Origin of the sequence: Brevundimonas nasdae, from assembly GCF_016654005.1 — a bacterium.
Lineage (GTDB): Bacteria > Pseudomonadota > Alphaproteobacteria > Caulobacterales > Caulobacteraceae > Brevundimonas > Brevundimonas nasdae.
Genome location: NZ_JAEPWN010000004.1, coordinates 294977 through 321346, shown reverse-complemented (window position 1 = coordinate 321346; position 26370 = coordinate 294977). Strand labels below are relative to the sequence as shown.

The following is a 26370-nucleotide window of genomic DNA, read 5'->3' as shown; positions in this document are numbered from 1 at the left end:
TCTGCTCTTCCGTGAATCTCGCTCGTTTCATTCCGTCCGTCCTTTCAAGGGCCGGACTCTAGCTCCGCGTGGAGGAAATTCTCAGGGGCACGTCACGCTTATTTGTCAAGAATTTCGAGGATGACATCGAAGATTGGCTTGATCTCGACTTCTCCGGCATGCCCCACGATAGCAGCCGTCCCTAGCCGAAAGCGGACACTTCCGAAATCCGCTTCGAGTCGAGGCCGTGTAAAAACGCACCAAGCTCGCTCGCCACCTATTTGCTCATTCCGGAGGCGTTTTCAAACAGCGTAAGTCAGTTGCAGTCATTAGAAGAGGGTATCGAGAGACAGAAATTCTAGTCAGCGACAGCAGCCGCACGGAGTTGAGCCAGCCTCGCCTTGCAGACGTCATCCGTTCGCGCGCGAAGCACATCCATCCGCGCTGACAGCCAAGCCAGTTCCTCACTGGTGATTTTGTAATGCTCAGAATAACGCGCCTTCACATACGCTTCGCGAAGTAGTTCGAAACAACGGCGTTCGAACTTGGTCTCGCGGGGCCAAGCCTCGGCGAGACGGGGACTTATGGCCTCGGCCTTCTTGCGAAGGAAGGCGAGGTTGTGGGCCTTGCCGCTGTAGAGCGTCACGACCAGCAGAAGGCAGTGATAGAGATGTTCTGCCGTCTGATGGAAGTTGAACGCGGCCAAGTTCGGCTCATTCTCGGCGATGCAGAATGCCGCCACCTTCCGGAAACTTGCGGCGCTCGCCGTCCATTGCTCGTAATGGCGCTCCGCCTCCGCCAGCGCCACGCGCGCCTTCAGGTCCGCCGGTGTGTGCAGCTTCGATCCCGGCGTGTCGTAGAGTAACACGCCCTCGCGCACGATGCCGGCGAAGAAATAGCGACCGCGATCCAGCTGCTCGTTCACGTCGTCGAGCGAATGGACGATCAGGCTGACCGGGGTGCGGATATCCGGACCGATCGGCATGGTCCGGTTTTCGGCCTCATGCCAGAATTCCCCGTCGGTCAGGTCTTCATGATCGACGATGATCAGCAGATCGAAATCCGAGAAGTAGCGCCCGACGGGGTCGTGCACCCAGTCGCCGCGCGCATAGCTTCCGTAGAGGATGATCTTGAGAATCTTGCCGTCTTTTAACCGCGCGGCGCGGCGAGTCGAGGTCGCCTCTTCGAAGGCCGCACGAACGGTCTCCACCACCTGACGGAGTTCAGCCTGCTTGCGCAGCGGCAGATGATCGAGGGTCTTCTTCATCGTCTCAGAGTCTCCCTGATGAGGCGTCAGACTGCAAGCGTCTAGGGCCTCGACCGGTCGCTCATCGGCCCCGGCCCTCGCGGCGCCAGGTTTCAGGCTCGGTGAAGCGCCCGGCCCAGACGCCCGCGCGGTCGCGCTTCGCGGCGGCCTCCTCGACCACATAGGCGCTTCCGGCGTAGCGGGCGTACCGGACCGCCTGACCCTGCCGGACCATCCAAGCGCCGATGTCCTTATCGCCGACTTGGCAGCGCGCAACCGATCGCCCATAGCGGTCGATGTCCTCCTCGAAACACGAGACGGGGCGGCCCTGGATATGCTGGTCGAGCCGGTTGGCCGACATGCGACCGCAGGCGTAGGGCTTCCCTTGCGCGTCATCGCAGGACTGCCGACCCTCGGGCGCGTCTACCCCCCAGAGCCGGATGCGCTGGTCGTGGATTTCGAGAGTGTCGCCATCGATGACCGAGGCGCGGCCGACCACCGTGGGCGGCTCAGGCGCGCAAGCCGCGAGGCAGACCAGAACGGGAATCAAGACACGCATGCTCAACCTGCATACCGCAAAGCTGGGTGAGGAGGGTCCCGGTTTTTGCGCGAGCGGCGACGAAGGCGGCGCGAGCGCCCGACCGCGCGCATCCGTACGGGCAGACCGAACAGACTGCGCGCCCGCAAGGGAGCGCAGTCTGTTCCAGCCGCTCACTCCGCTGCGAACGAATAGGCTTCGTCGTTGCCCGTCGGGGCGGGCGCCTCGCCCTCCCCGGCTCCTTCGATCTCCACGTCCCCGGACGCGTCCAGCGTCACCGCTGGCTTCGTCCGCAACAGCGGCGGCAGCCACCCCTTGCCCGCGACCAGCAACTCCGCCGCATCCCCCATATCCGCCTTCTTGAACCCGGCGATCCGCTCTGCGTCCGGCTTGCCGACCGCTTCCTCCACGGCCTCCAGCATTCGCGCCTTGGCGACGCGGGAGAAGTAGCTGGCGGTGGTGGCGATCCAGGTGGTGGTCATGTCGAGTGAGACCGCCGTAGCCAACACTTCGGCCTGAGCCCAAGCCCCGACACGCCGGTCGTGCGGATCGCGCACGGCGCTGACTGCCAGCGAGGCGCAATGAGCCATCAGGTCCAGCAGGTCCGATCCGGGAAGATCGAGCAAGGCCGACCACAGCTCCTGCACCTTGGCGGGCAAACGCGCCCGCCACTGCTCGCCCCGCTCATTGATGCGCAGACCCGCCGGGCTCTCGCTCACCCCCGGCGCCAGCCGCTCCAGCCCCAAGAAGCCGAGGCGAAGCGACATCGGCGAGGTTTGGTCATAGCCGGGATAGAAGGTTTGAAGCGCCATGGCGTGAACCACGACGGTGAGGGTCAGGGTCGCGTCGTGCGCCAGCGCATCGCGCAACCCCGCCGTCCGGTGGGCCGTCAAGTCGATGACCAGGCGCTCCGACAGGGGCGCCAGACCCTCGTCGGCCTCCGGCTCGTCGCCACCGGTTTCTTCTCCCCGCACCGCCTCGCCGCCGCCAGCGCCGCTGTCCGCGCCCGGCTCCTCTCCGGACGTCTCGTCCTGCGGCTCGACCACCACGTCCTCTGGCCGGACCAGGCCGCGCTCGAAGCGAGCGAGACCGTCATAGCCGAGGGTGACGATGACGCCGGATCGGGCCAGATCGTCCGCCGTAAAGGCGAAGTCCGGGCCGTAGGCCTGAAGGGCCGCGTCGATCTCCTCCAGCCGGGCGTCCCGCTCGGGCGAGGGCTCCTCGGCGTCCTCGATCTCGACGACCAGTTGGTCGTACTCTTCCGACAAGGCGATGATGGCGTTCGCCGCCTCCTCCGAACGCTCGACGGCTCGCGCATAGACCCGGCTGTAGGTCTCGCCATAAGGGAAGTCGAAATGGGCTGAGGCCCATTTCCAGCCCTCCCGCTCGCGGGCCTCCTCGGCCAGCCCGTCCAGCTTGTCCTGAACCAGCCGGTCCAGAAGACCGATATCGTCCAGCCAGCCCGCGCCGTCCTCGGTGAAGAGGTCGCGCAGCACCACGCCGCCCGCCGCCTCATAGGCCTCTACTCCGACGAACCGGGCGCGCCGCTCGTCGAGTTCGACCTTGGCCTCGGTCATGTAGCGCCGGACGGCGTAGCCCGGCGTGTTCTGGGCGATGCGGTCGAACACCTGACGCTGGCGGTCGTGGTCCTCGCTGACGGCGAAGCCCATCAACTGGTCCATGGTCAGTCCACCCGCCCGATAGGTCTCGATCAACTCGGGCGCCACCGACGCCAGCCGCAGACGCTGGCGCACCACATGGGCCGACACTCCGAACCGGGCGCCGATCTCCTCGGGGCCGTAGCCCTTTTCGACGGCCAGCCGCTGGAAGGCCTCGAACTGGTCGGCGGGGTGCATGGCCTCCCGGGTCATATTCTCGTCAAGGCTGATCTCGTGGGCATCGTTCTCGGTGTCGAGGATGACGCGCACCGGATGCGTCTTCTTGATCTGCTTGCGCTTGGCCAGCAGCCGAAGCCCCTGCCGACGCCCTTCGCCGATGGTGACGAGATAGTTGCCGGTCGCGGTCCCGTCTTCCTTCCGCTCGATCTCGACCACAGGCGGTTGCAAGACCCCCTTGGCCTTGATCGAGGCCGCGAAGGCCTCGATGGTCGCCGTCGCATGCGGCGTCTTCCTCGCGTTCTTCGGCGAGGCCTTGAGCTTGTTCAGCGGCACGATGATCTCGGCGCCGTGCACAAGTTCGTTGTCCGCCACACGGGACATATCAAGGGGCGCCGCGCTCGCGGCGACCGTCGCTGTCGTTTCGATGGATTGAGCAGTCATGTCTCTGCCTCCTTTGGGCATGGGTTGCAGGCACGCGAACTGCGCGCCTGAAACCCTGCCCCTCGGCGAGAGCGGGGTAGCAAAGGCCAGGGCGGACCGGCCGGAGGGGATCGCCCGGCCTGCACAAGCCTGACGCCCATTCCAGTCATGACGACCCTCGCCGGCGCGGAAGGTCGGGGAGACCGGCCGGTCCGGCGGCGAAGCCGCTTCACCCTGGCCTGCGCGGGGGCAGAGCCCCTAGCGCTTCACGTTGCTGCCGTCGCAAAGTCAGGCGGCGACATTCCAGACCTCGTTGAGAACCTTGGCCGCCAAAGCCGCCTTGTCCTGTGGCAGGAAGCGCCCGTAGTGGTCTGCGACCGTCTTGGGCGTGTCCTGGATCGCATAGCTCGCCTGCTCGTAGGATCCGGTGACCTTCAGGACGTGGGTCGCCAGAACGTCGCGAACGCTGTGTGGCCCGTGCGGCAACAGACCCTCGATCGCCCCGCGGCCGGTCCAGGGATTGCGGATGCCGTATCGCTGAATCATCAGCCGCCACGCCTCGTAGAAGGTCGTCTGGTTGTAGGCCGCGTCCCGACTCTTGGCCTTGACCGTCTTGATGAAGAAGGTCCCCGGATCGTTCGCGTTCGCCAGCAGCAGGGCCCGGTGCCGTTCAAGATAGGCGTCGATCATGGCGTAGAGACCGCCGAGATCGGGCAGTACGAGCCGGAAGGGCTTCTTGGAAAAGTAGGCGGAGCCGGCGTTCTTGAACGCCGCGCAGGGTATGAAGACCTCCCACCCGCCGTCGCGGTCGCTCCACCGCAGTTCGCCACGCTTCAACTGCTCCAGTTCGCGTTCGCGCCTCGGGGTCTTGCCCTTTGGACAGACGAGCATCTGTCGAAGGTTCTTTTGCCGGACACCGAGGTGGAGCCCTAACCGCAGCATGAGGAACCCGCGCACCGTCTCGGCCGCCGCGCGAGGATGGCGACGGGCATCCGGCATGTACCGCAGCACCTCCTCGGCGATCTTGAGATATTCGCCCACCGGGCTCGCGGCCTCGAGAATGGGAAGCAGCGGCTCGAACGGATCGCGGTGGACACGCGCGACGCGCTGCACCTCTCGCGCCCGGGACAACGCATGCCGGTTCATCCGTTCGCAGGCCACGTCCCAGTCGGCCTGGACGGTTTCGATATCGGCTTGCGTCAGCACCCCGGGGATCGGCCGGAGCCGTTCGGCCAGCCACGGGCATTGGCGCAGCCAACCGAACTCCACCCGGGTCAGGGCCGCCGCGAGCAGGAGCATCTCCGACTCCCAGCCGGTGAAGAAGCCTCGCCTCTGCTCACGCCACTGGATGTACCAGTCCCAGACCGGCGGGCAGACCAACAGGGCAAGCGACAGATCTTCAGGCACGGCCCCCGCCCCTTTCACCTCGCCGTCCGAACTGGCGGCCAAGGCTCCGAACAACAAGGCGAGATGCTCGCCCCGCTGGGCGGCCGTCTCCGGTCCCCAGACCCCCGAACGCTGAAAGCCCAGGTCTGTAAGGGTCGCGGATTTGAACTGGATGAGCGACCGCATCTCGGCCTGCAACTGTGGAGGCGCGGCCAGATTCGCCGATCCCGTCTGGCGTCCCTCCCTTGTCGGCACGCTGGCTTCGTCGAAGCGGAAGGCGAACCGGTGGCGCGCAGCCTTGGAGTGATAGAGACTGTAGGCCGTGCCGCCTGTCAGAATCCGCTTGCGGACCCAGGCGAGGATTTCGGCTTGCTCCTTGGCCGATCGCTGTCGAAAATCGTCCGGCAGATGCCAGGCCAGTCGACGCGCCTCGGCCGTGCCGACGCCGGTCGGCGCCTGGCCCTTTGTCGCGCGATGGGGTTTGAGTTTGCCACGTAGCCGACCCGGCTCCAGCCGATAACGGAACTCGATCAGATCGATCACCTTGAGGCTGGCCGGGGTCTGCGGCGACTTCATGCCGCGCCGCCATTCCGACAGGGTCTTGCGATCCGTGAGCCCGTCCTGAGATTTGACCGCTCGATGCAGACTGTGAGCCGTGTCGCCGTGGCGTTTCATCTGACCAGCCAGGGCCTCATGAAAGTCCTCGGGATCGTCGTCATCCGGCCACTGCGGGTCGGGATGAAGAACCACCGGCAAGGGCGGACGTCCCCGTTTACGGGCGGACGGGTTGGACAGGTCAGGCGACGCGCAGGCAGACATAGGGGCTCCATCGACGACCGCACGGAATGGCGGCGGATGAAGAGACGCTCCGAGATTGCGAGGCCCCTCAATCGGATCCCCTCAAACCTGGGGATGCTTCCGAAAGCTGGCGCCGGCGGCGTCGGGGCGGAGCCGCCGACCCCATTCCCGAACGCCCGTGGAATTCTTCGCTGAGGTCGTAGGACCCGAATGATCGATAGGCTGCACATTTATCGATCACAATTTCCTACTATTTGATCGATAAATCTCGTAGATATCGATCATGATGTGGAATTGGCAACAGGACGCCTGGCCGGAATTTAGCTGGGATCGGCACAGGCTCACGCGCGCGGAAGCCCTCTTTGCCGAGGGCGCGGGCGTAGTGATCGGCGCCTCCAAACACCTGAGCGTCGAAGAACGCAACAGCCTCACCATCGAACTCATGAGCCACGAAGCCGTGGATACCTCAGCGATCGAAGGCGAGCCGCTGGACCGGGACAGCGTCCAATCGTCCATCCGCCGACATCTTGGCCTTCAGACCGACCATCGCCGGGCCTCGCCCGCGGAGGCAGGGATCGCCGAGATGATGGTCGATCTCTACGAGCGGTCCGCCGCACCCCTGACCGAAGGCGTTCTCTTCCACTGGCACCGGCTCATCGCCAACGGCCGAACCGATCTGAAGGACATCGGCCGTTACCGGACCCACGTCGATCCAATGCAGATCGTTTCCGGCCCCCTGCATGCGCCAAAGGTGCATTTCGAGGCTCCGCCTTCCGACGAAGTCGCAAATGAGATGGCGCGGTTCTGGCAATGGATGGAGCGAAGCGGACCCGCCGGCGACGCAGCCTTGCCAGCCGTCACCCGCGCGGGTTTGGCGCATCTATGGTTTGAAAGCATCCACCCGTTCGAGGACGGCAATGGCCGCGTCGGCAGGGCCGTCAGCGAGAAGATACTGGCCCAGAGCCTGAGCGCCCCTGCGATTACAGGCATGGCCAGCACCCTGTTGAAGCATCGGAAAGCCTATTACGCGGAACTCGAGCGCGCGCATCGCGAGTTGGAAATCACCGATTGGCTGCTGTGGTTCGCGGCCAAGGCCATCGAGGCCCAACAGCACACCTTGCGACAGGTCGAGTTCGTGCTGGAGAAGGCGCGCCTGCTGGATCGGATTGGCAGCCAACTGAATGAGCGTCAGGAGAGGGCCTTGTTGCGTCTCTTCGCGGCAGGGCCGGACGGCTTCCTGGGCGGGATGAGCGCGGCCAACTACATGAAAATCACCACCGCTCCGCCTGCAACGGCGACTCGCGACCTGGCAGCCCTCGTTGGCATGGGAGCGGTGCGGAGGACAGGCGAGAACAAATCCACGCGCTACCATCTGAACATCGCGGTCCTGCCGGCCATTTCCGTGAAGGTTGTCGACATCCTCTAGGCCAGCCGTTGGGCACTGACTTAGAGTCCAGCCCTCGTGAACGGGTCAGGGCGCTAGCACGCCGCGAGACACGTCACCTGGCACGATGAGGAATGCTCATGCCCCCCAGCAGGAACAAGCCGCGCGTCTCTCCGGTGGAAGAGTTACATCCGCTTTCAATGGGCCGTCTGTCTTCCGGCGATTGGGAGAAGATGGACCCGCTTGACCGGCGCGCCCTTCAAATCGAGAGCGCCTTCTACAGAGAGGCGGAAGCACGGGGTCATCACGCCGAACCCGGCTCCCTGCACGTCGACGGCCATGCCTTCACTCTTGAAATCTACGAGGCCGGTCGCGCCGTACGGGAGCGCTTGACCCGTAAGGACCCGGGCTACCGCAAGGACGCCGTTCAATGGCGGCAGGCGTGGGAGCCATCCGGCCTTCTGACCCTCATCATCCAGATGGAAGGTTGGGGCGGAAAGCGCCGCTGGACGGACAGACCCGGCAAGCTTCTGGAGACACAAGCCAGCCGTCTCATCCTGCATTTTGAACGCCTGGCCCGGGAAAAAGCGTCTCACGACGCCAGGTACGAGGCTTACCAGCGCGAAGCGGAGATAGCCCGACGACAGACAGCGCATCGCGTGTTCAAGGAACAGGAGCGGAAACGACGGCCAGTGGTGGTCCGAACCTTGGCTGCTCAGTGGGAGGAAGCGGCACGGCTGCGCGCATTTCTGGACGTTCTTGAACGTTGCTTCGACCCGCCGACCCCGGCCATGAAGGCGTGGCTGACCGCGGCGCGAGACGACATCGACAAGCTCGATCCCGTGTCACCTTCGCGTCTTCACGCGCTTGAGTTCCATGCCGACGCCGTGGCGCCAGCACCGGAAGATGATGGGCCACGACATCCTGACGAGGCCTATTGGTTTGATGAGGGAGCGATGGACGAGCTGGTCGATGAAATGTTCGGCGATGTGCGTCTGTGCATCGGAGGCCGCCTCACCAGCTAACGGATCTAGTATCGCGAGCGTGGGCATTGAACCCGGTCGCGCCACTGCGATAGGATCACCGGCGGCGGGCTCCGGGACGATAGGCGCCAATCCAGAGCCAGGGGGCGCCCAGTGCGTCGGTAGCGGTTGGCGGTGAAACGCCGGGCTTCTACACAGAAGTTCCTGGCCCGCCCCCTCCTCCCTGGAAGCATGATTGAACGGCGATCCTCATCGCTGTGGGCCGCCACTCCAGGTCTTTGCCACTCAGGCTGTCTCCAAAGCTTGTCTGAGCAATCTCTCTGACCGCACGGAGCCGAAATCCCTTGCAGCCTTCAACAGTCGTGCAGGGTTCATTTGACGGGCACGCGCCAAAGCGCGCGGGAGTATTTCCAGTCTGGGCTCACCAAGGCGATCGAGATTTTGAAGCAGGTCGACGAGTAGCACCTCTTGCGTCAACCGCCGGGGAACAGAAGGTTTCTTCCGAAAGTCGTAAGTCTGGCCACCAAGATCAAAGCGTCCGTGACGCTTGAGGTTGTAGACGACAGACTCGTTGTAGAGCTGGGTCGTGCCAACGCCGAGACCATTGTAGGCGCTGGGAGAAACCAGGAGGAACCGATCATCCTTCAGGAACCTCTCGACCAGCTTCTCAGGTTTGGCCGGAGCCTTGCCAAATCGGGTCTCGCGCGGCGCCAGGTAGAGGCCGCCGGACACCTTTTCCAGCCGCCCTTCGTCCTGGAGCTGGCGGAGGTGCCGATCTACGGCATTGGACCATCTCTCGAAATCCTGGCGCCGATAGACCTGGCCAGGTCGAAGCCGTTTTTTCACATCACTGAGCGCGGACATCATCCATTCCTTCGCGACCTAGACGGGAAGCCATAACGAAACATGGAAACGATTTTGATTCAAAATCCATGCACGAACTCAGCTTGCATCCGCTTGCGGATTGCTATTGCAGCCCGCAGAACTTCAACCGGGACTTGTCGGGGTACAAGATCGGATGTGAGATAACAGGCGCAGCAAGCTGGCCAACTGGCCGCCACGGGAAGCTCAGGTGCCCAAGAAGCCGAACACCAGGGATGAGGAAGAGATCATGGCTGATCTCGCCGTTCGCGCGGGTATCGTCGCCAAGCGCCTGCTGGCCGCGCGAGGGCTGATCTACCTCAACGACCTCAACCCCGACGAATGCCGCGAGGTGCTAAAAGCGGCTTGGCGCGAGGCGGCGACCGATCGCTTCCCGAACCACGACGTCACCGAACTGCATGCTGAGATTGACGCGATGGTCGAGAGCCTCATCGATTTCCCGCAGCCGGACATACCCTGCTCGGCGCTCAACTGAGCCTACCCACGTCAGGATGATGTCGCCTCAGGCCTTCGGCTTGCGCGCGCGTTTGGCCACCGGGGCCGCCTTCTTCTTCTGACGGCCGCCCTGCCCCAGGCCCATCGACTTGGCCAGGGCCGACCGCGCTGCGGCATAGTCTGGATGAACCATCGGGAAGTCTGTCGGCAGACCGAAGTGAATGCGGTAGCTCTCGGGCGTATAGCCGTGGGTCGTGATGTGGCGTTTCATCGACTTAAATGGCTTTTGGGTGATCAGGCTGATGATCCCGGCCGGCGTCACGAGCTTGCGGATCTGCGCAGCAGTCAGTCTCTCCGGCTGCTCCGCCTGTCCGGCTTCAAGAGGCGCGTTCAAATCGTGGAGGCTTCCATGCACAGTCTGGATCAGGGTCGGCAGTGCACCCGGATCGATGCGGTTCGCCGCGACATAGGTGCCGACGATGCCGACGGTCATCGCCAGAAGGCCGTCATTGCTTGAGTCCGACACGCAGCTCTCCGTTACTGAACCTTTGCTATAACCCGTCGGGAGGGGCAGCGCCAAGTTCGTCCGTCGGTCTGCGTATTCCGACTTTGCCATGACGGATAGGGCAGCCATACAAGCCACATGAACGACGCCGAACGTATTGAAGCCCTGCTCGATCTTGTTGAACCCGCGCGACGCGGTTCCGTGAACAGGGGACGGGAGTTGGCCGTCCTGGGCCTGGCGGAAGCCACCACCAAGGGCGGATATCGCCCGACCAATGCCGGCTGGGTCCTTATGGGCGACCTCGGACGATCCTTCCAGCCAAACTAGTTCTCAATCCGTAGGCTCACGGTTGCGAAGCTCCCTAGGCAAGGATGCGGATTTCGTCGTCGCCAGCTTTCGGATTCCCTTGAGTCGTATCCAAGGGAGTTTTTCCGATGGCCCAGGCGAACGAACCGCTGCTGAAGCGCACGATCAAGAAGAACCAACTCCGCCAGATCATCCCGCTGGCTGACAGCACGATTTGGGAGATGGAACAGCGGGGTCAGTTCCCCAGGCGGTTCCTGCTATCGCCTCGCTGCGTGGTCTGGGACTTGGGAGAAGTGGAGGCTTGGTTGGCCCTGCGCAGGGCCAAGCCGATCGCACGGGCCGCGCCGCCGGATGTTCGCAAACGCATCAGCCGCCCCGTCAAATCCTCGGATCGAAGCGAGGGCCGCTCGTTTCTGGAACCGTGAGGACCGGCGTGAACGGCCTCCCCGCCTCCCAGGCGTCGACGGCGTCCGACCACTGTTGGGCCATGTGTCGCCTTTGGTTCTCGAACTCCGCCTTGTTGTAAACGCCCCGCGAAGACCGCTCCTCGTGGGCGAGACATTTCTCGATCCAGTCGGAGTTGAAGCCCATCTCATGAAGAAGGGTCGAACCCGTGCGACGCAAGTCGTGGACGGTGAAGGGCTCCAATGGCAATCCGTTCTTCTCGGCTCGCTCGGCGATCGCCGTGGTCACGCGGTTAAAGGTGGCGCGAGACATGGGCGCGTCGGCGTCATAGCGGGACGGCAGGATGTAGTGGGAGTTTCCGGCGCAGGTCTTGAGCGCGATCAGGATGTCCAGCATCTGGGTCGAGAGGTAGACGTTGTGCGGTCGCGAGCGCTTCATCCGCTCCTTGGGGATCGACCAGACCGCATTCTCGAAATCGACCTCGTCCCAGACGCCGTCCTGGAGCTCGCTCTTACGAACCATGCTGAGCAGGATGAACTTCAGGCCAAGGCGGATCGTCGGCAGCGTGGCCACATCCCCCAAGAGGCCAAGCATGATGCGGACCTCCGACGGCGACAGAGCGCGGTCGCGGGGTCGGAAAGTAGCGATCGACGACGGCCCGACGTCATCGGCGGGATTGGCGATCTTCTCGCCATGCAGGATCGCGTAGCCGTAGATCTGTTTGACGATGTCTCGGACGTGAATGGCCGTCGCCGGCGCACCGCGCTCCACGATCGACAGACAGTGCGCGCGCAGGTCATTAGGCGTGATTTCATTCAGGAGCCTGTTCCGCCATTGGGGCAAGACCTCCCGAACAAAAATGGACCTGCGCATCTGACGGGTGCTGTCCGCCATCGGGGCGTGATCCATCCACCGGTTGGCCACCTGCTCAAAGCTCTGCGCCTCCTTTAGCCGGCGCTTCACGCGCTGCTTGTCCAGCGCCGGCGATACGCCCTCAGCGATCTGGCGCTTGGCGTCGATCAGCTTCTCGCGCGCCTTAGCGAGTGACAGACCCGCCGGTCCGTAGGTGCCGAAGGTGACCGTCTCGCGCCGCCCGTTGAAGCGGTAGTCGTACTTGAAAGCGATGCCTCCTGACGGTGTTACGAGCACGTACAAACCGTCCCTGTCGGTCTTTTTGTACTGTTTTGATTTTCCTCGCGTATTTCGTAGTTCAGTGTCGGTTAGCATGCCATTTTCACTCCAAAAGACCGTCAGGCGCTTTCGGGGTCTCTGGGCAGCTTTTTCTTCAACCAAATCCATAGCTTGGATCGCGAAAAAGACCGTCAGGACACCCTCAGCCCTATGACGGTATGAATCGAAGCCATCGAAGGCAATGGGCGCATGACCGTCTGGCAAGCCGACAATTGCGTTCGCTGCCCCTCGATAGGTACCGAGAGGCAGCGAAGACATTTATCTTGTAAGTCAATGATTTAATGGTAGATTCGGAAGTGGCGTCGAAAGATGCCGAAAGCCCTGAATCATTCCCACTCGATCGTGCCCGGCGGCTTGGACGTAACGTCATAGACGACGCGGTTCACGCCGCGGACTTCGTTAATGATGCGGGTGGCGGTTTTGGCCAGGACGTCCCAGGGGAACTGGTAGAAGTCGGCGGTCATGCCGTCGGTTGAGGTGACGGCGCGCAGGGCCAGGACTTTTTCGTAGGTGCGAGCGTCGCCCATGACGCCGACGGTCTTGACCGGCAGCAGGACGGCGAAGGCTTGCCAGATGTCGTCATAGAGGCCGGCCTTGCGGATTTCCTCCAGATAGATGGCGTCGGCGTCTTGCAGCGTGGCGACGGCGTCGGGGGTGATCTCGCCGGGAATGCGGATGGCCAGACCCGGTCCGGGGAACGGGTGGCGGCCCACGAAGGCGTCGGTCAGGCCCAGTTCACGGCCCAGGGCGCGGACCTCGTCCTTGAACAGCTCGCGCAGCGGCTCGACCAGCTTCAGCTTCATATAGTCCGGCAGGCCGCCGACATTGTGGTGGCTCTTGATGACATGGGCCTTGCCGCTGGACGAGGACACGCTCTCGATCACGTCGGGATACAGGGTGCCCTGGGCCAGGAACTCGGCGCCGTCGATCTTGGCGGACTCACGATCGAAGATCTCGATGAAGACGCGGCCGATGGTCTTGCGCTTGGTCTCGGGGTCCGACTGACCGGCCAGTTCGCCGAGGAATTCCTTCGACGCATCCACGTGGATCAGGGGGATGTTGTAGTGCTCGCGGAACAGGGTGGTGACCTGTTTGGCCTCGTCTTTACGCAGCAGGCCGGTGTCGACGAAGACGCAGGTCAGCTGGTCGCCGATGGCCTCATGGATCAGCACGGCGGCGACCGACGAATCCACGCCGCCCGACAGACCGCAGATCACCTTGGCGTCGCCGACCTGTTCGCGAATCTGGGCGATCTTTTCGTCGCGATAGGCCGCCATGGTCCAGTCGCCCTTCAGCCCGGCGATGCCGTGGGTGAAGTTCTTCAGCATCTGATGGCCGCGCGGGGTGTGCATCACCTCGGGGTGAAACTGCACGCCATAGAAACGACGGGCCTCATCGGCGATCACCGCATAGGGCGAACCCTGCGACGAGGCGACGACGTCGAAGCCTTCGGGAATGGCGACGATCTTGTCGCCGTGGCTCATCCAGACGGTTTCCTCTTCGCCGACCGGGGCCAGGTCCGCCAGCAGGGGCGAGGCCTTCTGGACCGTGATCTCGGCGCGACCGAACTCGCGGGTGTGGCCGCCTTCGACCTTTCCGCCCAGTTGTTCGCACATGGTCATCTCGCCGTAGCAGATGCCCAGCACCGGCACGCCCGCCTCGAACACGGACTGGGGCGCGCGGGGGCTGCCTTCCTCGTGGACGCTTTCGGGGCCGCCGGACAGGATGATGGCTGCCGGGTTCATGGCCGCCAGCGCGGCCTCGGCCTTCTGGAACGGATGGATTTCGCAATAGACGCTGGCCTCGCGCAGGCGACGCGCGATCAGCTGAGTCACCTGGCTGCCGAAATCGACGATGAGGACCTTTTGGTGGTCTTTGGGTGCGGTCATGACGTGATCGAATCCGGGGCGGGAAGTTGCGCGGGGTCTTGGCCGGGTAAGGCCGAAAGTTCAAGGGCGGCGAGGCCGTCGGCCTCAAGCACTTCGATCAGCCGGTCCAACGTGATGGCCAGATTCTGATCGACGTGATGCAGGGTGGAGGTCCAGTCCTCCAGAGCCTTCAGCTCGGCGCGACCGTCCGACACGCCGCGAAGGGCGATCAGAGGCACGCCGAACGTCTGGGCGGCGCGGACCAGGGCCCAGGTCTCCATGTCCACCATCTCGGCGTCGATGGCGTCATAGGCGGCGCCGGACACGACGTTCCCGCCGGTCGACAGGCGCGCGACCGGCACGCCGGGAATGGGGCACGGCAGTGGCAGGACCGCAGGCTGGTTCAGCAGCGGCGTCACCCCCTTGGGAAAGCCCAACGGGCTGGCGTCCATGTCGCGATAGGCCACGGAGGAGGCCTGATAGACCACGGCGTGCTCCAGCACCCGCGATCCACACGACCCCAGCGACACGATCAGGTCCGGCAGGTCCCCCACCGCCTCCAGCCGCGCCAGGGCGGCGCTCAGCACCACCGCTCCCTCGACCGGACCGATGCCAGTCATCAGGGGCTGGATGCGGGCGCGCAGGTCTTCGCCGTACTCAGCCGGGGCCGCCATGACGCACAGGACCGAGACGTCGCCGTATCGCTCCTGGCGCCCAGCACTCACGCCGTGCGCTCGTAAACGGCGGCGAAGAAGCCGTCGGTGTCAGCCGAAAGGGGCGACAGCCGCAGACGCGCGCCGTCGGTCAGTTCGTTGAACCTGGCCCGCGCCGCGTCGGTCAGTTGCCCCGCCGACAGAAGCTCAGCGACGGCGACAGGCCGGAAATCGCTGTTGGCGGCCTCGAACGCGTCCACGCTGGCCTCGTTCTCACGCGCCAGCATCGAGCAGGTGACATAGACCAGACGCCCGCCCGGCTTCACCAGCTTGGCGGCCTGACCCAGGATGCGGACCTGCAGGCCGTGCAGCTTCTCAACCTCTTCCGCCGTCAGACGCCAGGCGTCCTCGGGGCGGCGACGCCAGGTGCCGGAGCCCGAGCAGGGCGCATCGACGAAGACCAGATCGGCCTGACCGTTCAGGTCCTCCAGACCGCCGCCGTTCTGACCGATCAAAACCAGATCCGCCTCGACGCCTGCGCGTTGCAGACGGGGGCGGATGTTCTCCAGACGCTTGTTCACCACGTCAGACGCGACCAGCTTGCCTTGCGCGCCCATGGCCTGGGCCAGACCCAGGGTCTTGCCGCCGCCGCCCGCGCAGTAGTCCACCACCGTCGTGCCGGGTTCAGCGCCCGCCAGCCAGCAGACGACCTGACTGCCTTCGTCCTGAATCTCGAACTTGCCGGCCTTGAAACCTTCCAGCGCCTGGATGTTGGGCGGCGGCTCGGACGGCACGCGCAGGCCCCATTCGGACCAGGGCGTCCGCGAAACGTCCAGACCGGCCTCGCGCAGTTCGACCTCGACCTCCTCCACCGTGGCGACCGCGCCGTTGACGCGCAGGTCGATGGGCGCGCGCGGCGCCATCAGGGCGTGGGCTTCGTCGGCCCAGCGCTCGCCGAAGGTGGCCTTGAAATCCTCGACCACGAACTCGGGCAGACCGGCGGCGACCCAGCCGGGCAGTTCGCCCTGCCCTGCCGTGATGCGGCTGCGCTCCTGTTTCGACAGCGGACGCGGGCCATAGCCGTCGCCTGCGTGCAGGACTTCGATCTCCTCCAGCGGCAGGCCGTCGATGGCGTGCAGCGAACCGATGACCAGGGCGCGGCCATCCTCGCGTCCACCCATGATCCATGACAGGCGGCCGCGCGCGCGCAGCACTTTGTAAACGCGGTCGGCGATGGCGCGCCGGTCCTTGGACCCGGCGTAGCGGTTTGCGCCGCCCCAGGCTTTCAGGACGGCTTCAGCCGGTTGGCGACCCTGGGCGATGGAGTCCAGGATGGAGGCGGCGGCGGCGAGACGGGCGGCTGGGGTCACTCAGATCTTTCAGACGAACAGGGCCGCAATGACCATCACCAGTCCCGCAAGCGAGACCAGCCAGACCAGCGACCGGACATAGGGCACGCCAAGGGCGTAGAGCGGCACATAGACGACGCGCGCCCAGAAATAGAGGGCCGTCCCCCACGCGGTCAGAACGCCGTGCGCTCCGGCCACATGGGCGATCAGCACTGCGCCGATGAACAGCGGCAGGGTTTCATACAGGTTGGCCTGCGCGCGCTCGAGGCGACCCGTCAGCGGTTTCCTCGCCTCCGGCGTCGTATCTCGTGCGCCCGCATTCCATTTCGAACCAAACTCGACCGTCCGCGCCGCTGCGGGCAGCATCACCTGAACCAGCGCCAGAAGCAGCGTCAGAGTCAGATAGGTCAGTTCGGTCGTCATGGCCTTATCCCTGTCTGTAGTTCGGCGCCTCACGCGTGATCATCACGTCGTGGACGTGGCTTTCCCGCAGGCCCGCGCCGGTGATGCGCACGAAGCGCGCCCGGTTCTGGAAGTCGAGGATGTTGGCGCCGCCGACATAGCCCATCGAGGCGCGCAGCCCCCCGACCAACTGGTGCAGCACCGGCGCGATCGGTCCCTTGTAGGCGGTCTGGCCCTCGATGCCTTCCGGCACCAGCTTCTCGGACGAGACTTCCTTCTGGAAGTAGCGGTCTGCAGATCCGCGCGCCATGGCGCCGACCGAACCCATGCCGCGATACGACTTGTAGGACCGGCCCTGGTACAGGAAGACCTCGCCGGGGCTTTCGTCGGTTCCGGCGAACATCGAACCCATCATGGCCACCGAGGCACCCGCTGCGATGGCCTTGGCCAGATCGCCCGAGTATTTGATGCCGCCGTCGGCGATGACCGGCGCACCGCTGTCGCGGGCCGCGCGGGCGGCGTCCATCACGGCGGTCAGCTGCGGCACGCCCACGCCCGCGACGATGCGGGTGGTGCAGATGCTGCCCGGACCGATGCCCACCTTCACCGCATCGGCGCCCGCGTCGATCAGGGCGCGCGTCGCGTCATAGGTGGCCACATTGCCGGCGATGATCTGGATGCGGTTGCTTTCGCGCTTGATGCGCTCGACCACCGCCGCCACCGAGGCGGAGTGTCCGTGGGCGGTGTCGATCACCACCACGTCCGCGCCCGCTTCGGCCAGGGCCATGGCGCGCTCGAACCCGGCGTCGCCGACGGTCGATGCGGCGCCGACCAGCAGGCGGCCCTGCTCGTCCTTGGCGGCGTTCGGGAAGGCCTGGGCCTTCTCGATGTCCTTCATGGTGATCAGGCCGACCGCGCGGTAGTCCTCGTCGACCACGATGACGCGTTCGATCTTGCGGGTGCGCAGCAGTTCGCGCGCCTCTTCACGGCTGGCGCCTTCGCGCACAGTGATCAGGTCGCCCGTCGTCATCAGCGAGGCCGCCGTGACGTTCAGGTCGTTCTCAAACCGCATGTCGCGGTGGGTCAGCATGCCGACCAGTTTGCCGGTGTCGGGATCGACGACGGGGAAGCCGGTGATCTTCTTGGCGGCGACGATCTGGCGGACCTCGCCCAGGGTGGTCTTGGGCCCGACCGTAACCGGATTGACCACCATCCCGCTTTCATAGCGTTTGACGGCGCGGACCTGATCGGCCTGCTCCTCGATGGTCATGTTGCGGTGCAGAACGCCCAGGCCGCCGGACTGGGCCATGGCGATGGCCAGGCGGCTTTCCGTCACCGTGTCCATGGCGGACGACAGCAGTGGGATGTTCAGTTTGATGTCGCGCGTCAGCTGGGTCGAGACATCGACTTCGGCTGGCATGAACTCGGACGGACCGGGTTCGAGCAAAACATCGTCGAAGGTGAGTCCTTCGCGTATCTCCATGGGGGAGTCTCCGTTTTGCGGGCCGCGTATAACGGTCTGCGGGGGGCGACCGCAAGGGCTGGCGGGCCACATCTTCCACCTTTCGCGATCACGCTTGGCGACAGATTGCTGAAACCGCGCGGGCGTCGGCATGGTCGTGCCTGTTTCCGCCGCCAAACCTCAGCCTATGGCGCGGATAGAAAAATCCGGTTTGCAACTCATTCGCAGGACCACCATTCTAACGCCATGGTCGGCGTCATCCTCAACACCGCGCGCAAACTGGCTCTGAAGATCGCCAGCTACGGCGTCATGCATCTGGTCGTGGCGATCCTGGTGGCCTTCGCCATCACCCGCGACTGGCGCCTGGCCCTGGCGGTCGGCGTGGTTGAGCCGATCTTCCAGACCATCGCCTATTCGATCCACGACCGGGTCTGGCACCGGGTCGAGCGCCGCCGACTGGCCTCCGGCATCGAAGAGGCGACCGAGGCCTTCACCGCCCGCCTCGACGTCATGTCGCCCGCGGAGCAGCAGCGGTCCCATGACGCCCATCGCGGTCACAGCCACGCCCTGCCCCGCTCGCTCAAACAGGTGGCGCTGAAGACCGTCACCTATGGCGTCATGCATTTCGCCGTCGCGGTGACGGTGGCCTTCGCCCTGACGCGCGACATCACCACGGCCCTGGCCATCGGCATGATCGAGCCCTTGGTGCAGACCGTCTTCTTCACCCTGCACGACCGGATCTGGACCCGCATCGAGGCCCGCCGCGCCCGCGAACAGGCGGCCGCCGCCTGATCGTCCTATGGCGTGCCCCTTGACGACTGGCGAAAGAGGCCTGAAAACTGACAACTGTTCAATTCAGCGAGCCATTCATGCGCAACCTGTCGATCGCCGCCCTCGTCCTGCTGACCGCAGCCGCCTGCAGCCAGTCTCCTGCCGAAAGCGCGCCGGTTGACGCCCCCGCTGCGGCCGTCCCCATCGAAGCCGCCCCCGCGCCTGCCCCGGCTCAACCGACGCCAAAGGCCGCCGCAAAACGGGCGGAGCCGATCGCCGTGTTCGAACGGTCCCAGCCCACCCGCGCCAGCATGGACCTGATCAGCGAAGGGGAACTTCTGCGCGTCATCTTCCGCGCCGCGCCGCCTCGCAACAGCGCCCTGACGCCCGGCGATTGCGAACTGCAGGCGGTCGGGCCTCAGGACGCGGACGATGTCATCACCGCGCGTCTCGTGCCGTTCAACGGCGATCAGAACGTGCTGACCGCCGCCAATATCGGCCCCAATCCCCCGATCATTCAGGTTCGCGTGGGGCCGGAAGGCATTTTCGTCACCGACAGCGACGCAGCCTCGCGCTTCTGCGGTCTGGGCTCGGACATCGACGGCTTCTACCGTCGCACCGGCGACGACTACTGATGCGCCTGCCCCAGGCCTAAAGCCGCCACGCGATATCCGCACCGTGCGGCTGGCTGATCGCCAGCCGCCGGGTTGCGCCGCCCGGCCAGACAGTCAGGTCCAGCGCAGGCCTGCGGTCCACGCTGCCCGACGCCGCCTCGAAGCTCAGCCAGGCCAGCGGCGCATCCTGCGTCGCCCGCGCGCCGACCTTGGCCAGATGATCACGGATGCGCGCCTGCGCCTGTGGCGGGAAATATTGATAGGCGATGGTGTGCATCACCACCCGGCACACGCCCGGCTCAGGTTCGACCGCCAGCGCCGCCTCCAACCAGTCGGCGGCATCGGCCTGCGCGATCGGCGCCGGGTCAGCCGCCGCCAGCTGCAACGCCGCCTCCAGCCGCGCCAGCCGCTCTCGCTGATCGGCCCAGACATAGGCGCTCAGCCGTTCACGCGTCGCCGGGTCGCGCACGTCCAGCGGATTGCGATCCACCGCCGCGCGCCGCACCACCCGCACCTCGGTCTGCGGCGGGGAAGCTCCCGTCCACACGGGCGTCAGGCGCACGGGCGAACCTGCCACGCCCGCTTCCGTCTGGCCCAGCCTGAAGGAATACCGATCCAGCACCGTGTTCAGTCCGGCGCTGGCCCCCATCTCATAAATCGCGAATGGCAGGCGGAACTGATCCGCCAGCACCAGCAAACCCGCCATAAGGGCCGCCGACCGCCCGACCTCATTGGTCTGCGGCGGTCCGTCCAGCCACGGCGACAGGAACCCGGCCTGTTCGACCAACGCCCGCGCCACGACAGTCCAGACAGTCTCGTCATCCGGCGCATCTTGCGGCGGATAGATCGTCGTCAACTCCGGCGCCCGGCCCGACCGCGCCAGCGCATGCAGCCCGCCCATCAGCCTCAACGGCAGAGCGTCGTCCTGATGCGACGGCGCACCGGGCCAGTTCAGCACCCGCCGCCCGATCTCGCCCTCGTCCGTCAGACGTTCTCCGACCAAGCGACAGAGCCGCCCCGTAAACGGCGCCCCCGCTGTGGTGCAGATCACCGCCTGATCCAGAAACGCCTGTCGGACGACAGCCTCAGTCATCGTTTATTCAGCGCCACCAGGAAGACTTCGGCGCTGTTCTTACGGCTCGATTCCGGCTTGACGTATTTCACCGTCTCGAACTCGTCGCGCAACCGCGCCAGAACCCCGCCCGCGTCGCCGCCCTGGAAGTTCTTGGAGACGAAGTTTCCGCCCGGACGCAGGGTCCGAATGGCGAAGTCAGCCGCGATCTCGATCAGGGCGATGATCTTCAGGTGGTCCGTCTGGCGGTGGCCGACGGTGTTGTGCGCCATGTCCGACAGCACCAGATCAGGCGGACCGCCGATGGCGTCCAGCAGTTGCTGGTCCACGCCCGGATGGGTGAAATCAGCCTGGATCACCGTGGCGCCCGGCACCGGCTCGATCATCAGCAGGTCCACGCCCGCCACCGCCGCTGCGCCGCGATCGACCGCGACCTGCAGCCAACCGCCCGGCGCCGCGCCCAGGTCGATGACCCGTGAACCGCGCTTGATCAGGTGGAACCGGTCGTCGATCTCGATCAGCTTGAAGGCCGCGCGCGAACGCCAGCCCTCCGCCCGCGCCCGCTCTGACCACTTGTCCGAAAGCTGGCGTTTGATCCACTGCTGGCTCGACATCGACTTGGTGTCGGCCGTCTTCATTTTCGTGCCCATGCTGCGTCCGGCGGCGGTCCCACCCGTGGGCGGCCGCACCATCCGTCTGCGTTCTTGAGGCTTTTCGTCTTCACTCATCGTTCCCACATAGCCCCGACACGCGTTGCGGGCTATGTCCCGCCTCAAATCAACCCCCAAAAGGACGACCGAAATGGCCGAAACCCTGACCTTCACCCTGGACACCGGCGACGGCGAAGCCCGCGATGTGGTCATCAAGCTGCGCCCCGACCTGGCCCCCGGCCACGTCGAACGCATCACCGAACTGGCCAAGGAAGGCTTCTACGACGGCGTTGTCTTCCACCGCGTGATCCCGGGCTTCATGGCCCAGGGCGGCGACCCCACCGGCACCGGCACCTCGGGCTCCAAGAAGCCGAACCTGAAGCAGGAATTCTCGGCCGAGCCCCACGTCCGCGGCGTCTGCTCGATGGCCCGCACCTCCGATCCGAACAGCGCCAACTCGCAGTTCTTCATCTGCTTCGACGACGCCCGTTTCCTGGACAAGCAATACACCGTCTGGGGTCAGGTCGAGTCGGGCATGGAGCACATCGACGCCCTGCCCAAGGGTGAGCCGCCGCGCGCACCGGGCAAGATCGTCAAGGCGACCGTCGCCTAAACACAATCTTGACGCCCTTCGCCGTTTCCTTTCAGTTGCATGCTGTAGAGGTGCGTCGGGGGGCGTCATTTGCGCGTACTACTGGTCATCGAACCTTCCGGCGGCGGCTCTGGCCGCCACGTCATCGACCTGGCCCGGGCCTTGGTTCAGCGCGGACACGAAGTCTCCCTGATCTATTCGCCGACGCGCGCTGAGCCGCGCTTCGAGGCCGAGGTCGCCGCCCTCCCCCTTCATGCCCTCCACCGCCTGCCGATGCGCCGGGCGTGCGGCTTGTGGGACATTGGGGCCTTTCTCAAGCTCCGCAGCCTGATCCTCAAGATCGGGCCGTTCGACCTCATTCATGGCCACAGCTCGAAGGCAGGCGCTCTGGCGCGCCTCGCCGCCCCCTTCGGCGCCGCGCGGGTCTATACGCCGCACGCCCTGGTCACCCTGAACCGCGAAAAACGATTCCGTCGCCTGTTCGGTCTGATCGAAAGCCTGCTGGCCCGCACCTCCAGCGACGCCGTGATCACCGTCTCGGCGGAGGAAGCCGCCACGGCCCGACGCTGGAAGTTTCCCGATAACCGCCTCTACATGATACCCAATGGCGTCGATCTGCCTGACCCAGCCGACCGCCAGGCCGTCCGCGCCACCCTGAACCTGCCGGATGATGCGGTCGTCGCGGGCTTCATCGGCCGCTTCGTCGATCAGAAGAACCCGGTGCGCTTCGCCGCCGCCGTCCGCATCGCCGCCGGGCGCGATCCCCGTATCCGGGGCCTGATGATCGGCGGCGGACCGTTGCTGGATCAGGCGCGCGCGGCGGGCGGCGACGCGGTTCGGCTGCTGACCGATCATGACGCCCGCGCCCTGCTGCCCGCGCTGGACATGCTGGTGACGCCAAGCCGTTTCGAGGCCCTGCCCTATGTCGTGCTGGAGGCGGCCCTGTCAGGCCTGCCCCTGCTCAGCACCGCCTACGGCGGCGCGAATGCTGTTCTTGAGGCCGGCGCCCAGGGCCAGGCCCTGCCCCTCGACGCCTCTGCGGAACAGTTCGCCGACGCCATCATCGACTGGGCCGACCGCCCGCGACAGCCCGTCAGCCCCGCCTTCGTCCAGGCCTTCTCGATCGGGCGGATGGCGGACGAAACAATCGCCGTCTATCGCAAGGCCTTCACCGTGCGCCACCTTGCCGGGGCCTGAGACGGTCTATCTGAACGGGCGCTTCCTGGCCCAACCAGTCAGCGGCGTACAGCGCTATGGGCGTGAGATCGTGCGCGCCCTGGATCGCCGCCCGAACGCCGCCGACTATATGCTTCTGACGCCCGACGACGCCGCTCCGTTTGACCTGATGTCCATCCCCATACGCCGCCTGCCCGGCTCGGGGCACATCTGGGAACAGACTGTGCTCGCCCATGCCGCCCGGCGCGGCCCGCTGATCAGTCTCGGCGGCGCAGGCCCACTGCTTCACCCGCGCCAGACGGTGGTGATCCACGACGCCGCCGTCTTTCGCCACCCTGAGCATTTCCACCCCGGATACGCCCGCCTTCATCGCCTGCTGGGTCGTGCGTTGGCCCGGCGCGCGAGATTGGCGACAGTCTCTCATTTCTCTCGCGCCGAGTTGTCCGCCGTGCTGGGCACGCCAGCCGACGCCATCGCCCTGGCCTCCAATGGCGCGGACCATTTCGCCCGCCTAACGCCGGACCTGCAGGCTCCGGCGCGGCTCGGGCTCGAAGGCCATCGCTTCTTCGTGGCCCTGGGCAATCTGGCGCCCAACAAGAACATTCCGGTGATGACCTGCGCTCTGGACCGCCTGGCCGATCCGGACGTGCGGCTGGTTCTGGTCGGGGGCCAGGACGACAAGGTATTCCGCCGCCTTCACGCCGACGATCCCCGCATCATCTTCGCCGGTCGGCTGGACGACGCCGCCGTCGCCGGTCTGCTGCGACAGGCCCGCGCCCTGATCTTCCCCAGCCTGTACGAAGGTTTCGGCATTCCCCCGCTGGAGGCCTTCGCACAGGGATGCCCGGTCCTTGCTTCAGACATTCCCGCCGTGCGCGAAGTCTGCGCTGGCGCCGCCCTGTATTTCGCCCCGCACGACGACGCAGCCCTGGCCGCCCTGATGAGCGCCAGCATGGCGCTTCCCCCCGATCCGCAATGGCGCGCCATCGCCCGCCAACGCGTCGCCGCCTACAGTTGGGACGCGTCCGCCGCCGTTCTGGACGCCCTGGTCAGAACCTCGCGATAGAGGGCCAGATGCGCCTCAATCACCGCTGCCTCAGTCCACCGCGGCGGCGTGCGGCTGTTGATCATCGCGCCGAACCGCCAGTCCTCGCGTCCATCCAGCGCCCGCTGCATCGCCTCGGCCAGACCCGCCACATCGCCAGGGTCGACCTGCATCACAAACGGCGCATCCCCCGCCGCTTCCGGCAGGCCGCCGATGTGTGAGACGATCAGCCCCCGCCCCTGCGCCACGGCCTCAGCCGCCGTCCGCCCGAACGGTTCACCCCACTGGGCAGGCGTCACAACCACATCGACTGATCGGTAAAACCCCTCCGCCTCGACCTGCCCCAGCCAGTCGATGCGCGGTTCATCGAACCGCTGCTTCAGGTCCGCGACATAGGCCGCAGCGCCACGCCCTGCGATCTTCAGCCGCCAGCCGTGGCCCAGCCGCATCGCCGCCTGCAACAGAATCTCGACACCCTTCTCTGGCTCGATCCGCCCGATGAAGCCGAACACCAGTTCCGGCGCCTGATCGAACCCCGGACGGGGCGACGCCTTCACCGTCGTTACGGCATTGCCGATCACCCGGCCCGGCACGCCCTTGAAATAGGCTTGCGCCTCATGCGCCCCGGCCAGACTGGCGCTGACGGCGACCCAAGCCTGCGCGCGTTGCGACGCCCGTTTCTTGTTTGTCGTCAGCAGCACGCAGTCATCGCAACGCCGACCGCACCTGCGTCCCTGTCGGAACATCGCCGCCCGCGCGCACATCAGCGAATAGTCTCGCACCGTCTGCACCACGGGCCGGCCTGCGCTTCTGGCCGCCCGCGTCACAGAGGTTCCAAACCCTGTCGTCACCTGGGCATGGACCAGGTCAGGCTGGGCCTGCCGGATCACCTCGGCCACTGCGCCGTCCATCGTCCGCCCGAACGCCTCTATGGCGTGCCAGCCCCGCCGCAAAACCGCCGACCGCGCGGCGCCGTCATAGGGCCAGTACAGGTTCCGCATCGGCGCGCGCCACACCGTCTCGGCGCCCTTACGCTCTATGCCGGCCGTCCCGTCCGCCTTCAGCGCCAGCACCATCACATCAACGCCTGCGACCGCCAGTCCATGCGCCAGCTGCGCCACGCTGCGTTCGGCCCCGCCCTCGTTGTCCGGCGGATACAGGGTGTTGACCAGCAGCACCCTCATGGCGCGCGCCGCCGAAACGCCAGCGCCGCCGTCAGACAGGCGACGAAAATGAAACTGGCCCCCTGCGTCAGATCCTCGCTGCTCATCATGACCAGAACGAACACAGCCAGGGGCGCGAACACATCCAGCTTCAGCGCCGAGCGGACATGCAGCGCCAGCAGGGCCGCAGCCGCGACCACGCCCACCGTCCTGGCCATGAACAGATAGCCGTTATGGCTGACCGTCAGCCCGCGAAACGGCCCCAACTCCTGCGGCGAGGACCAGCCCACGCCCAGCGGATGGTTGGCGATGAACCCCAATGCCCGCACCCAGGTCTCAACCCGCCCGCCGATGTTCTCATCCAGGGTCGACGCATCGAACCGCGCTGCAAACCGCGCGATATCAACCACCCCGCCTATGACCTGATCGACCAAAGCGGCGCCCGCCAGCAGACAGGTCAGGATCAAAAACTCCAACGGATTTCGCCCGTCGGCCCGTCTCGCCCGGATCAAAACCCAGACCAGCATCGCCAGCGCCGCCGCCAGCGTCCCGCCCCGCGACAGGGTGCAGACAAAGCCCGCCAGCACCATGCCGGCGCCGACATAGGCCAGCAACCGCCGCTCCATCGTTGTCGCCGAAGCCGCCAGGCAGGCCGGAACCGCCAGACCGATAAGGGCCATCGCGGCGTTTGGATGTTCGGCCACCGTCGTGATCCGCACCTGCGCCGCCGCCGTCGTCAGGGCTGCGCGCGGCGACGCCAGCCCGATCGCCTCCAGCCCGCCGCGCCCCATGATCTCCAGCAACCCATAGGTCGCCAGATGACAGGCCGCGCCCGCCGTCATCGCCAGAAAGAACAACCGCCTGCGTCGTCGGTCCGCGACCACCGCATGGGCCGCCGCCGTCGCCGCCACAGCCGCCGCAATCCAGCGGGACCAGAAGACGACATCGGGCAGATTCGGCGTCTGGCCGATCCTCACCATCTGCAGCATGGGGGTCAGCAGCAAGACCACGACGGACGCCGCACAGAACCCCCTCAGCCCCCGTCCCAACCGTCGCCATCGCGCCACGATCATCGGCAAGGCGAACACCAGACCCAGGTCCGACAGACGCGGCGAACTGAGATGGCCGGGCGCCAGGAAGACCGGCAGGGTCACGCCAAATCCCAACAGCGCCAGCGCCGCCCGCTCGTGCAGTCTGGACAGTTCCTCCACCGTCACGGGCGGAGCCAAGGCGCGGAACCGACCCTTGCGCAGCACC

The 26370-nt window shown here is 65.7% G+C and carries 26 protein-coding genes; 10 read left to right on the top strand and 16 right to left on the bottom strand.

Features of this window, described 5'->3' with window-relative positions; genetic code table 11:
- Positions 1 to 337 precede the first annotated feature (337 nt).
- The 4 genes from JKF87_RS08880 to JKF87_RS18290 all read right to left on the bottom strand — a co-directional run bounded on the left by JKF87_RS08880 (position 338) and on the right by JKF87_RS18290 (position 6157).
- Complete coding sequence (locus JKF87_RS08880; protein WP_201099492.1) at positions 338 to 1246, bottom strand: HEPN domain-containing protein; 909 nt, start codon at positions 1244 to 1246, stop codon at positions 338 to 340.
- Positions 1247 to 1307: 61 nt separating this feature from the next.
- Entirely contained in the window at positions 1308 to 1784 is a 477-nt protein-coding gene (locus JKF87_RS08875) for a thermonuclease family protein (protein WP_201099491.1), read from the bottom strand.
- Positions 1785 to 1936: 152 nt separating this feature from the next.
- Entirely contained in the window at positions 1937 to 4042 is a 2106-nt protein-coding gene (locus JKF87_RS08870; protein ID WP_201099490.1) for a ParB/RepB/Spo0J family partition protein, read from the bottom strand.
- A gap of 267 nt (positions 4043 to 4309) precedes the next feature.
- Positions 4310 to 6157 (bottom strand): hypothetical protein, encoded by a 1848-nt coding sequence (locus JKF87_RS18290; RefSeq protein ID WP_370874320.1) that lies wholly within the window; start codon positions 6155 to 6157, stop codon positions 4310 to 4312.
- A 331-nt stretch (positions 6158 to 6488) separates the two neighbouring features.
- Here JKF87_RS18290 and JKF87_RS08860 point away from each other — a divergent pair, with 331 nt between their 5' ends.
- Together JKF87_RS08860 and JKF87_RS08855 are read left to right on the top strand one after the other, a co-directional pair.
- On the top strand, positions 6489 to 7631 hold the full coding sequence (locus JKF87_RS08860) for a Fic family protein (RefSeq protein WP_201099489.1): 1143 nt from the start codon (positions 6489 to 6491) through the stop codon (positions 7629 to 7631).
- A 158-nt stretch (positions 7632 to 7789) separates the two neighbouring features.
- On the top strand, positions 7790 to 8614 hold the full coding sequence (locus JKF87_RS08855; RefSeq protein WP_201099488.1) for a hypothetical protein: 825 nt from the start codon (positions 7790 to 7792) through the stop codon (positions 8612 to 8614).
- A gap of 243 nt (positions 8615 to 8857) precedes the next feature.
- Here JKF87_RS08855 and JKF87_RS08850 read toward each other — a convergent pair whose 3' ends face one another.
- Positions 8858 to 9439 (bottom strand): hypothetical protein, encoded by a 582-nt coding sequence (locus JKF87_RS08850; RefSeq protein ID WP_236261220.1) that lies wholly within the window; start codon positions 9437 to 9439, stop codon positions 8858 to 8860.
- A 244-nt stretch (positions 9440 to 9683) separates the two neighbouring features.
- Between JKF87_RS08850 and JKF87_RS08845 the strand changes: the two genes are divergently transcribed.
- Positions 9684 to 9929: a hypothetical protein gene (locus tag JKF87_RS08845; protein WP_201099487.1), complete on the top strand. Its 246-nt coding sequence runs from the start codon at positions 9684 to 9686 to the stop codon at positions 9927 to 9929.
- 27 nt (positions 9930 to 9956) lie between these two features.
- On the opposite strand, the gene JKF87_RS08840 is transcribed toward JKF87_RS08845, so the two are convergent.
- The gene (locus JKF87_RS08840) at positions 9957 to 10415 is read right to left on the bottom strand and encodes a MucR family transcriptional regulator (protein ID WP_201099486.1); all 459 of its coding nucleotides are present in this window, start codon (positions 10413 to 10415) and stop codon (positions 9957 to 9959) included.
- A gap of 117 nt (positions 10416 to 10532) precedes the next feature.
- On the opposite strand from JKF87_RS08840, the gene JKF87_RS08835 reads away from it, so the two are divergent.
- Both JKF87_RS08835 and JKF87_RS08830 read left to right on the top strand, forming a co-directional pair.
- Positions 10533 to 10721, top strand: a complete 189-nt coding sequence (locus JKF87_RS08835) for a hypothetical protein (RefSeq protein WP_201099485.1) — start codon at positions 10533 to 10535, stop codon at positions 10719 to 10721.
- A gap of 107 nt (positions 10722 to 10828) precedes the next feature.
- Positions 10829 to 11125 carry a helix-turn-helix transcriptional regulator gene (locus JKF87_RS08830; RefSeq protein ID WP_201099484.1) on the top strand — a complete coding sequence of 99 codons (297 nt, stop codon included), beginning with the start codon at positions 10829 to 10831 and terminating at the stop codon, positions 11123 to 11125.
- On the opposite strand, the gene JKF87_RS08825 is transcribed toward JKF87_RS08830, so the two are convergent.
- The 6 genes from JKF87_RS08825 to guaB all read right to left on the bottom strand — a co-directional run bounded on the left by JKF87_RS08825 (position 11079) and on the right by guaB (position 18051).
- Positions 11079 to 12554, bottom strand: a complete 1476-nt coding sequence (locus JKF87_RS08825) for a tyrosine-type recombinase/integrase (protein WP_442320016.1) — start codon at positions 12552 to 12554, stop codon at positions 11079 to 11081. The genes JKF87_RS08830 and JKF87_RS08825 overlap by 47 nt on opposite strands.
- Positions 12555 to 12622: 68 nt before the next feature.
- The gene (gene guaA, locus JKF87_RS08820; RefSeq protein WP_201099483.1) at positions 12623 to 14185 is read right to left on the bottom strand and encodes a glutamine-hydrolyzing GMP synthase; all 1563 of its coding nucleotides are present in this window, start codon (positions 14183 to 14185) and stop codon (positions 12623 to 12625) included.
- Positions 14182 to 14889 (bottom strand): 5'-methylthioadenosine/S-adenosylhomocysteine nucleosidase, encoded by a 708-nt coding sequence (locus JKF87_RS08815; protein ID WP_307417629.1) that lies wholly within the window; start codon positions 14887 to 14889, stop codon positions 14182 to 14184. The genes guaA and JKF87_RS08815 overlap by 4 nt, the downstream gene beginning before the upstream one ends.
- A complete protein-coding gene (locus tag JKF87_RS08810; RefSeq protein ID WP_201099482.1) occupies positions 14886 to 16187 on the bottom strand; it encodes an RsmB/NOP family class I SAM-dependent RNA methyltransferase in 1302 nt (433 codons plus the stop codon). The genes JKF87_RS08815 and JKF87_RS08810 overlap by 4 nt, the downstream gene beginning before the upstream one ends.
- A gap of 9 nt (positions 16188 to 16196) precedes the next feature.
- The gene (locus tag JKF87_RS08805; RefSeq protein WP_201099481.1) at positions 16197 to 16589 is read right to left on the bottom strand and encodes an MAPEG family protein; all 393 of its coding nucleotides are present in this window, start codon (positions 16587 to 16589) and stop codon (positions 16197 to 16199) included.
- A gap of 4 nt (positions 16590 to 16593) precedes the next feature.
- On the bottom strand, positions 16594 to 18051 hold the full coding sequence (gene guaB / locus JKF87_RS08800; RefSeq protein ID WP_201099480.1) for an IMP dehydrogenase: 1458 nt from the start codon (positions 18049 to 18051) through the stop codon (positions 16594 to 16596).
- 225 nt (positions 18052 to 18276) lie between these two features.
- Here guaB and JKF87_RS08795 point away from each other — a divergent pair, with 225 nt between their 5' ends.
- Together JKF87_RS08795 and JKF87_RS08790 are read left to right on the top strand one after the other, a co-directional pair.
- The gene (locus tag JKF87_RS08795) at positions 18277 to 18822 is read left to right on the top strand and encodes a DUF2061 domain-containing protein (RefSeq protein ID WP_201099479.1); all 546 of its coding nucleotides are present in this window, start codon (positions 18277 to 18279) and stop codon (positions 18820 to 18822) included.
- 77 nt (positions 18823 to 18899) lie between these two features.
- Positions 18900 to 19436, top strand: a complete 537-nt coding sequence (locus tag JKF87_RS08790) for a hypothetical protein (protein ID WP_201099478.1) — start codon at positions 18900 to 18902, stop codon at positions 19434 to 19436.
- A gap of 16 nt (positions 19437 to 19452) precedes the next feature.
- Here the strand turns inward: JKF87_RS08790 and JKF87_RS08785 are convergent, their stop codons facing one another.
- Together JKF87_RS08785 and JKF87_RS08780 are read right to left on the bottom strand one after the other, a co-directional pair.
- Positions 19453 to 20508 (bottom strand): DUF2332 domain-containing protein, encoded by a 1056-nt coding sequence (locus JKF87_RS08785; protein ID WP_201099477.1) that lies wholly within the window; start codon positions 20506 to 20508, stop codon positions 19453 to 19455.
- Positions 20505 to 21215, bottom strand: a complete 711-nt coding sequence (locus JKF87_RS08780; protein ID WP_201099476.1) for an RlmE family RNA methyltransferase — start codon at positions 21213 to 21215, stop codon at positions 20505 to 20507. Before JKF87_RS08780 ends, JKF87_RS08785 begins: the two co-directional genes overlap by 4 nt.
- Positions 21216 to 21288: 73 nt before the next feature.
- Here JKF87_RS08780 and JKF87_RS08775 point away from each other — a divergent pair, with 73 nt between their 5' ends.
- The 3 genes from JKF87_RS08775 to JKF87_RS08765 all read left to right on the top strand — a co-directional run bounded on the left by JKF87_RS08775 (position 21289) and on the right by JKF87_RS08765 (position 23971).
- Positions 21289 to 21750, top strand: a complete 462-nt coding sequence (locus JKF87_RS08775; RefSeq protein ID WP_370874314.1) for a peptidylprolyl isomerase — start codon at positions 21289 to 21291, stop codon at positions 21748 to 21750.
- Positions 21751 to 21819: 69 nt separating this feature from the next.
- Positions 21820 to 22926 (top strand): glycosyltransferase family 4 protein, encoded by a 1107-nt coding sequence (locus JKF87_RS08770; RefSeq protein ID WP_201099474.1) that lies wholly within the window; start codon positions 21820 to 21822, stop codon positions 22924 to 22926.
- Complete coding sequence (locus tag JKF87_RS08765) at positions 22913 to 23971, top strand: glycosyltransferase family 4 protein (RefSeq protein ID WP_201099473.1); 1059 nt, start codon at positions 22913 to 22915, stop codon at positions 23969 to 23971. Before JKF87_RS08770 ends, JKF87_RS08765 begins: the two co-directional genes overlap by 14 nt.
- On the opposite strand, the gene JKF87_RS08760 is transcribed toward JKF87_RS08765, so the two are convergent.
- Both JKF87_RS08760 and JKF87_RS08755 read right to left on the bottom strand, forming a co-directional pair.
- Positions 23914 to 25134, bottom strand: a complete 1221-nt coding sequence (locus JKF87_RS08760; protein WP_201099472.1) for a glycosyltransferase — start codon at positions 25132 to 25134, stop codon at positions 23914 to 23916. The genes JKF87_RS08765 and JKF87_RS08760 overlap by 58 nt on opposite strands.
- Positions 25131 to 26369 carry an O-antigen ligase family protein gene (locus tag JKF87_RS08755; RefSeq protein WP_201099471.1) on the bottom strand — a complete coding sequence of 413 codons (1239 nt, stop codon included), beginning with the start codon at positions 26367 to 26369 and terminating at the stop codon, positions 25131 to 25133. Before JKF87_RS08755 ends, JKF87_RS08760 begins: the two co-directional genes overlap by 4 nt.
- Position 26370: the final 1 nt, after the last annotated feature.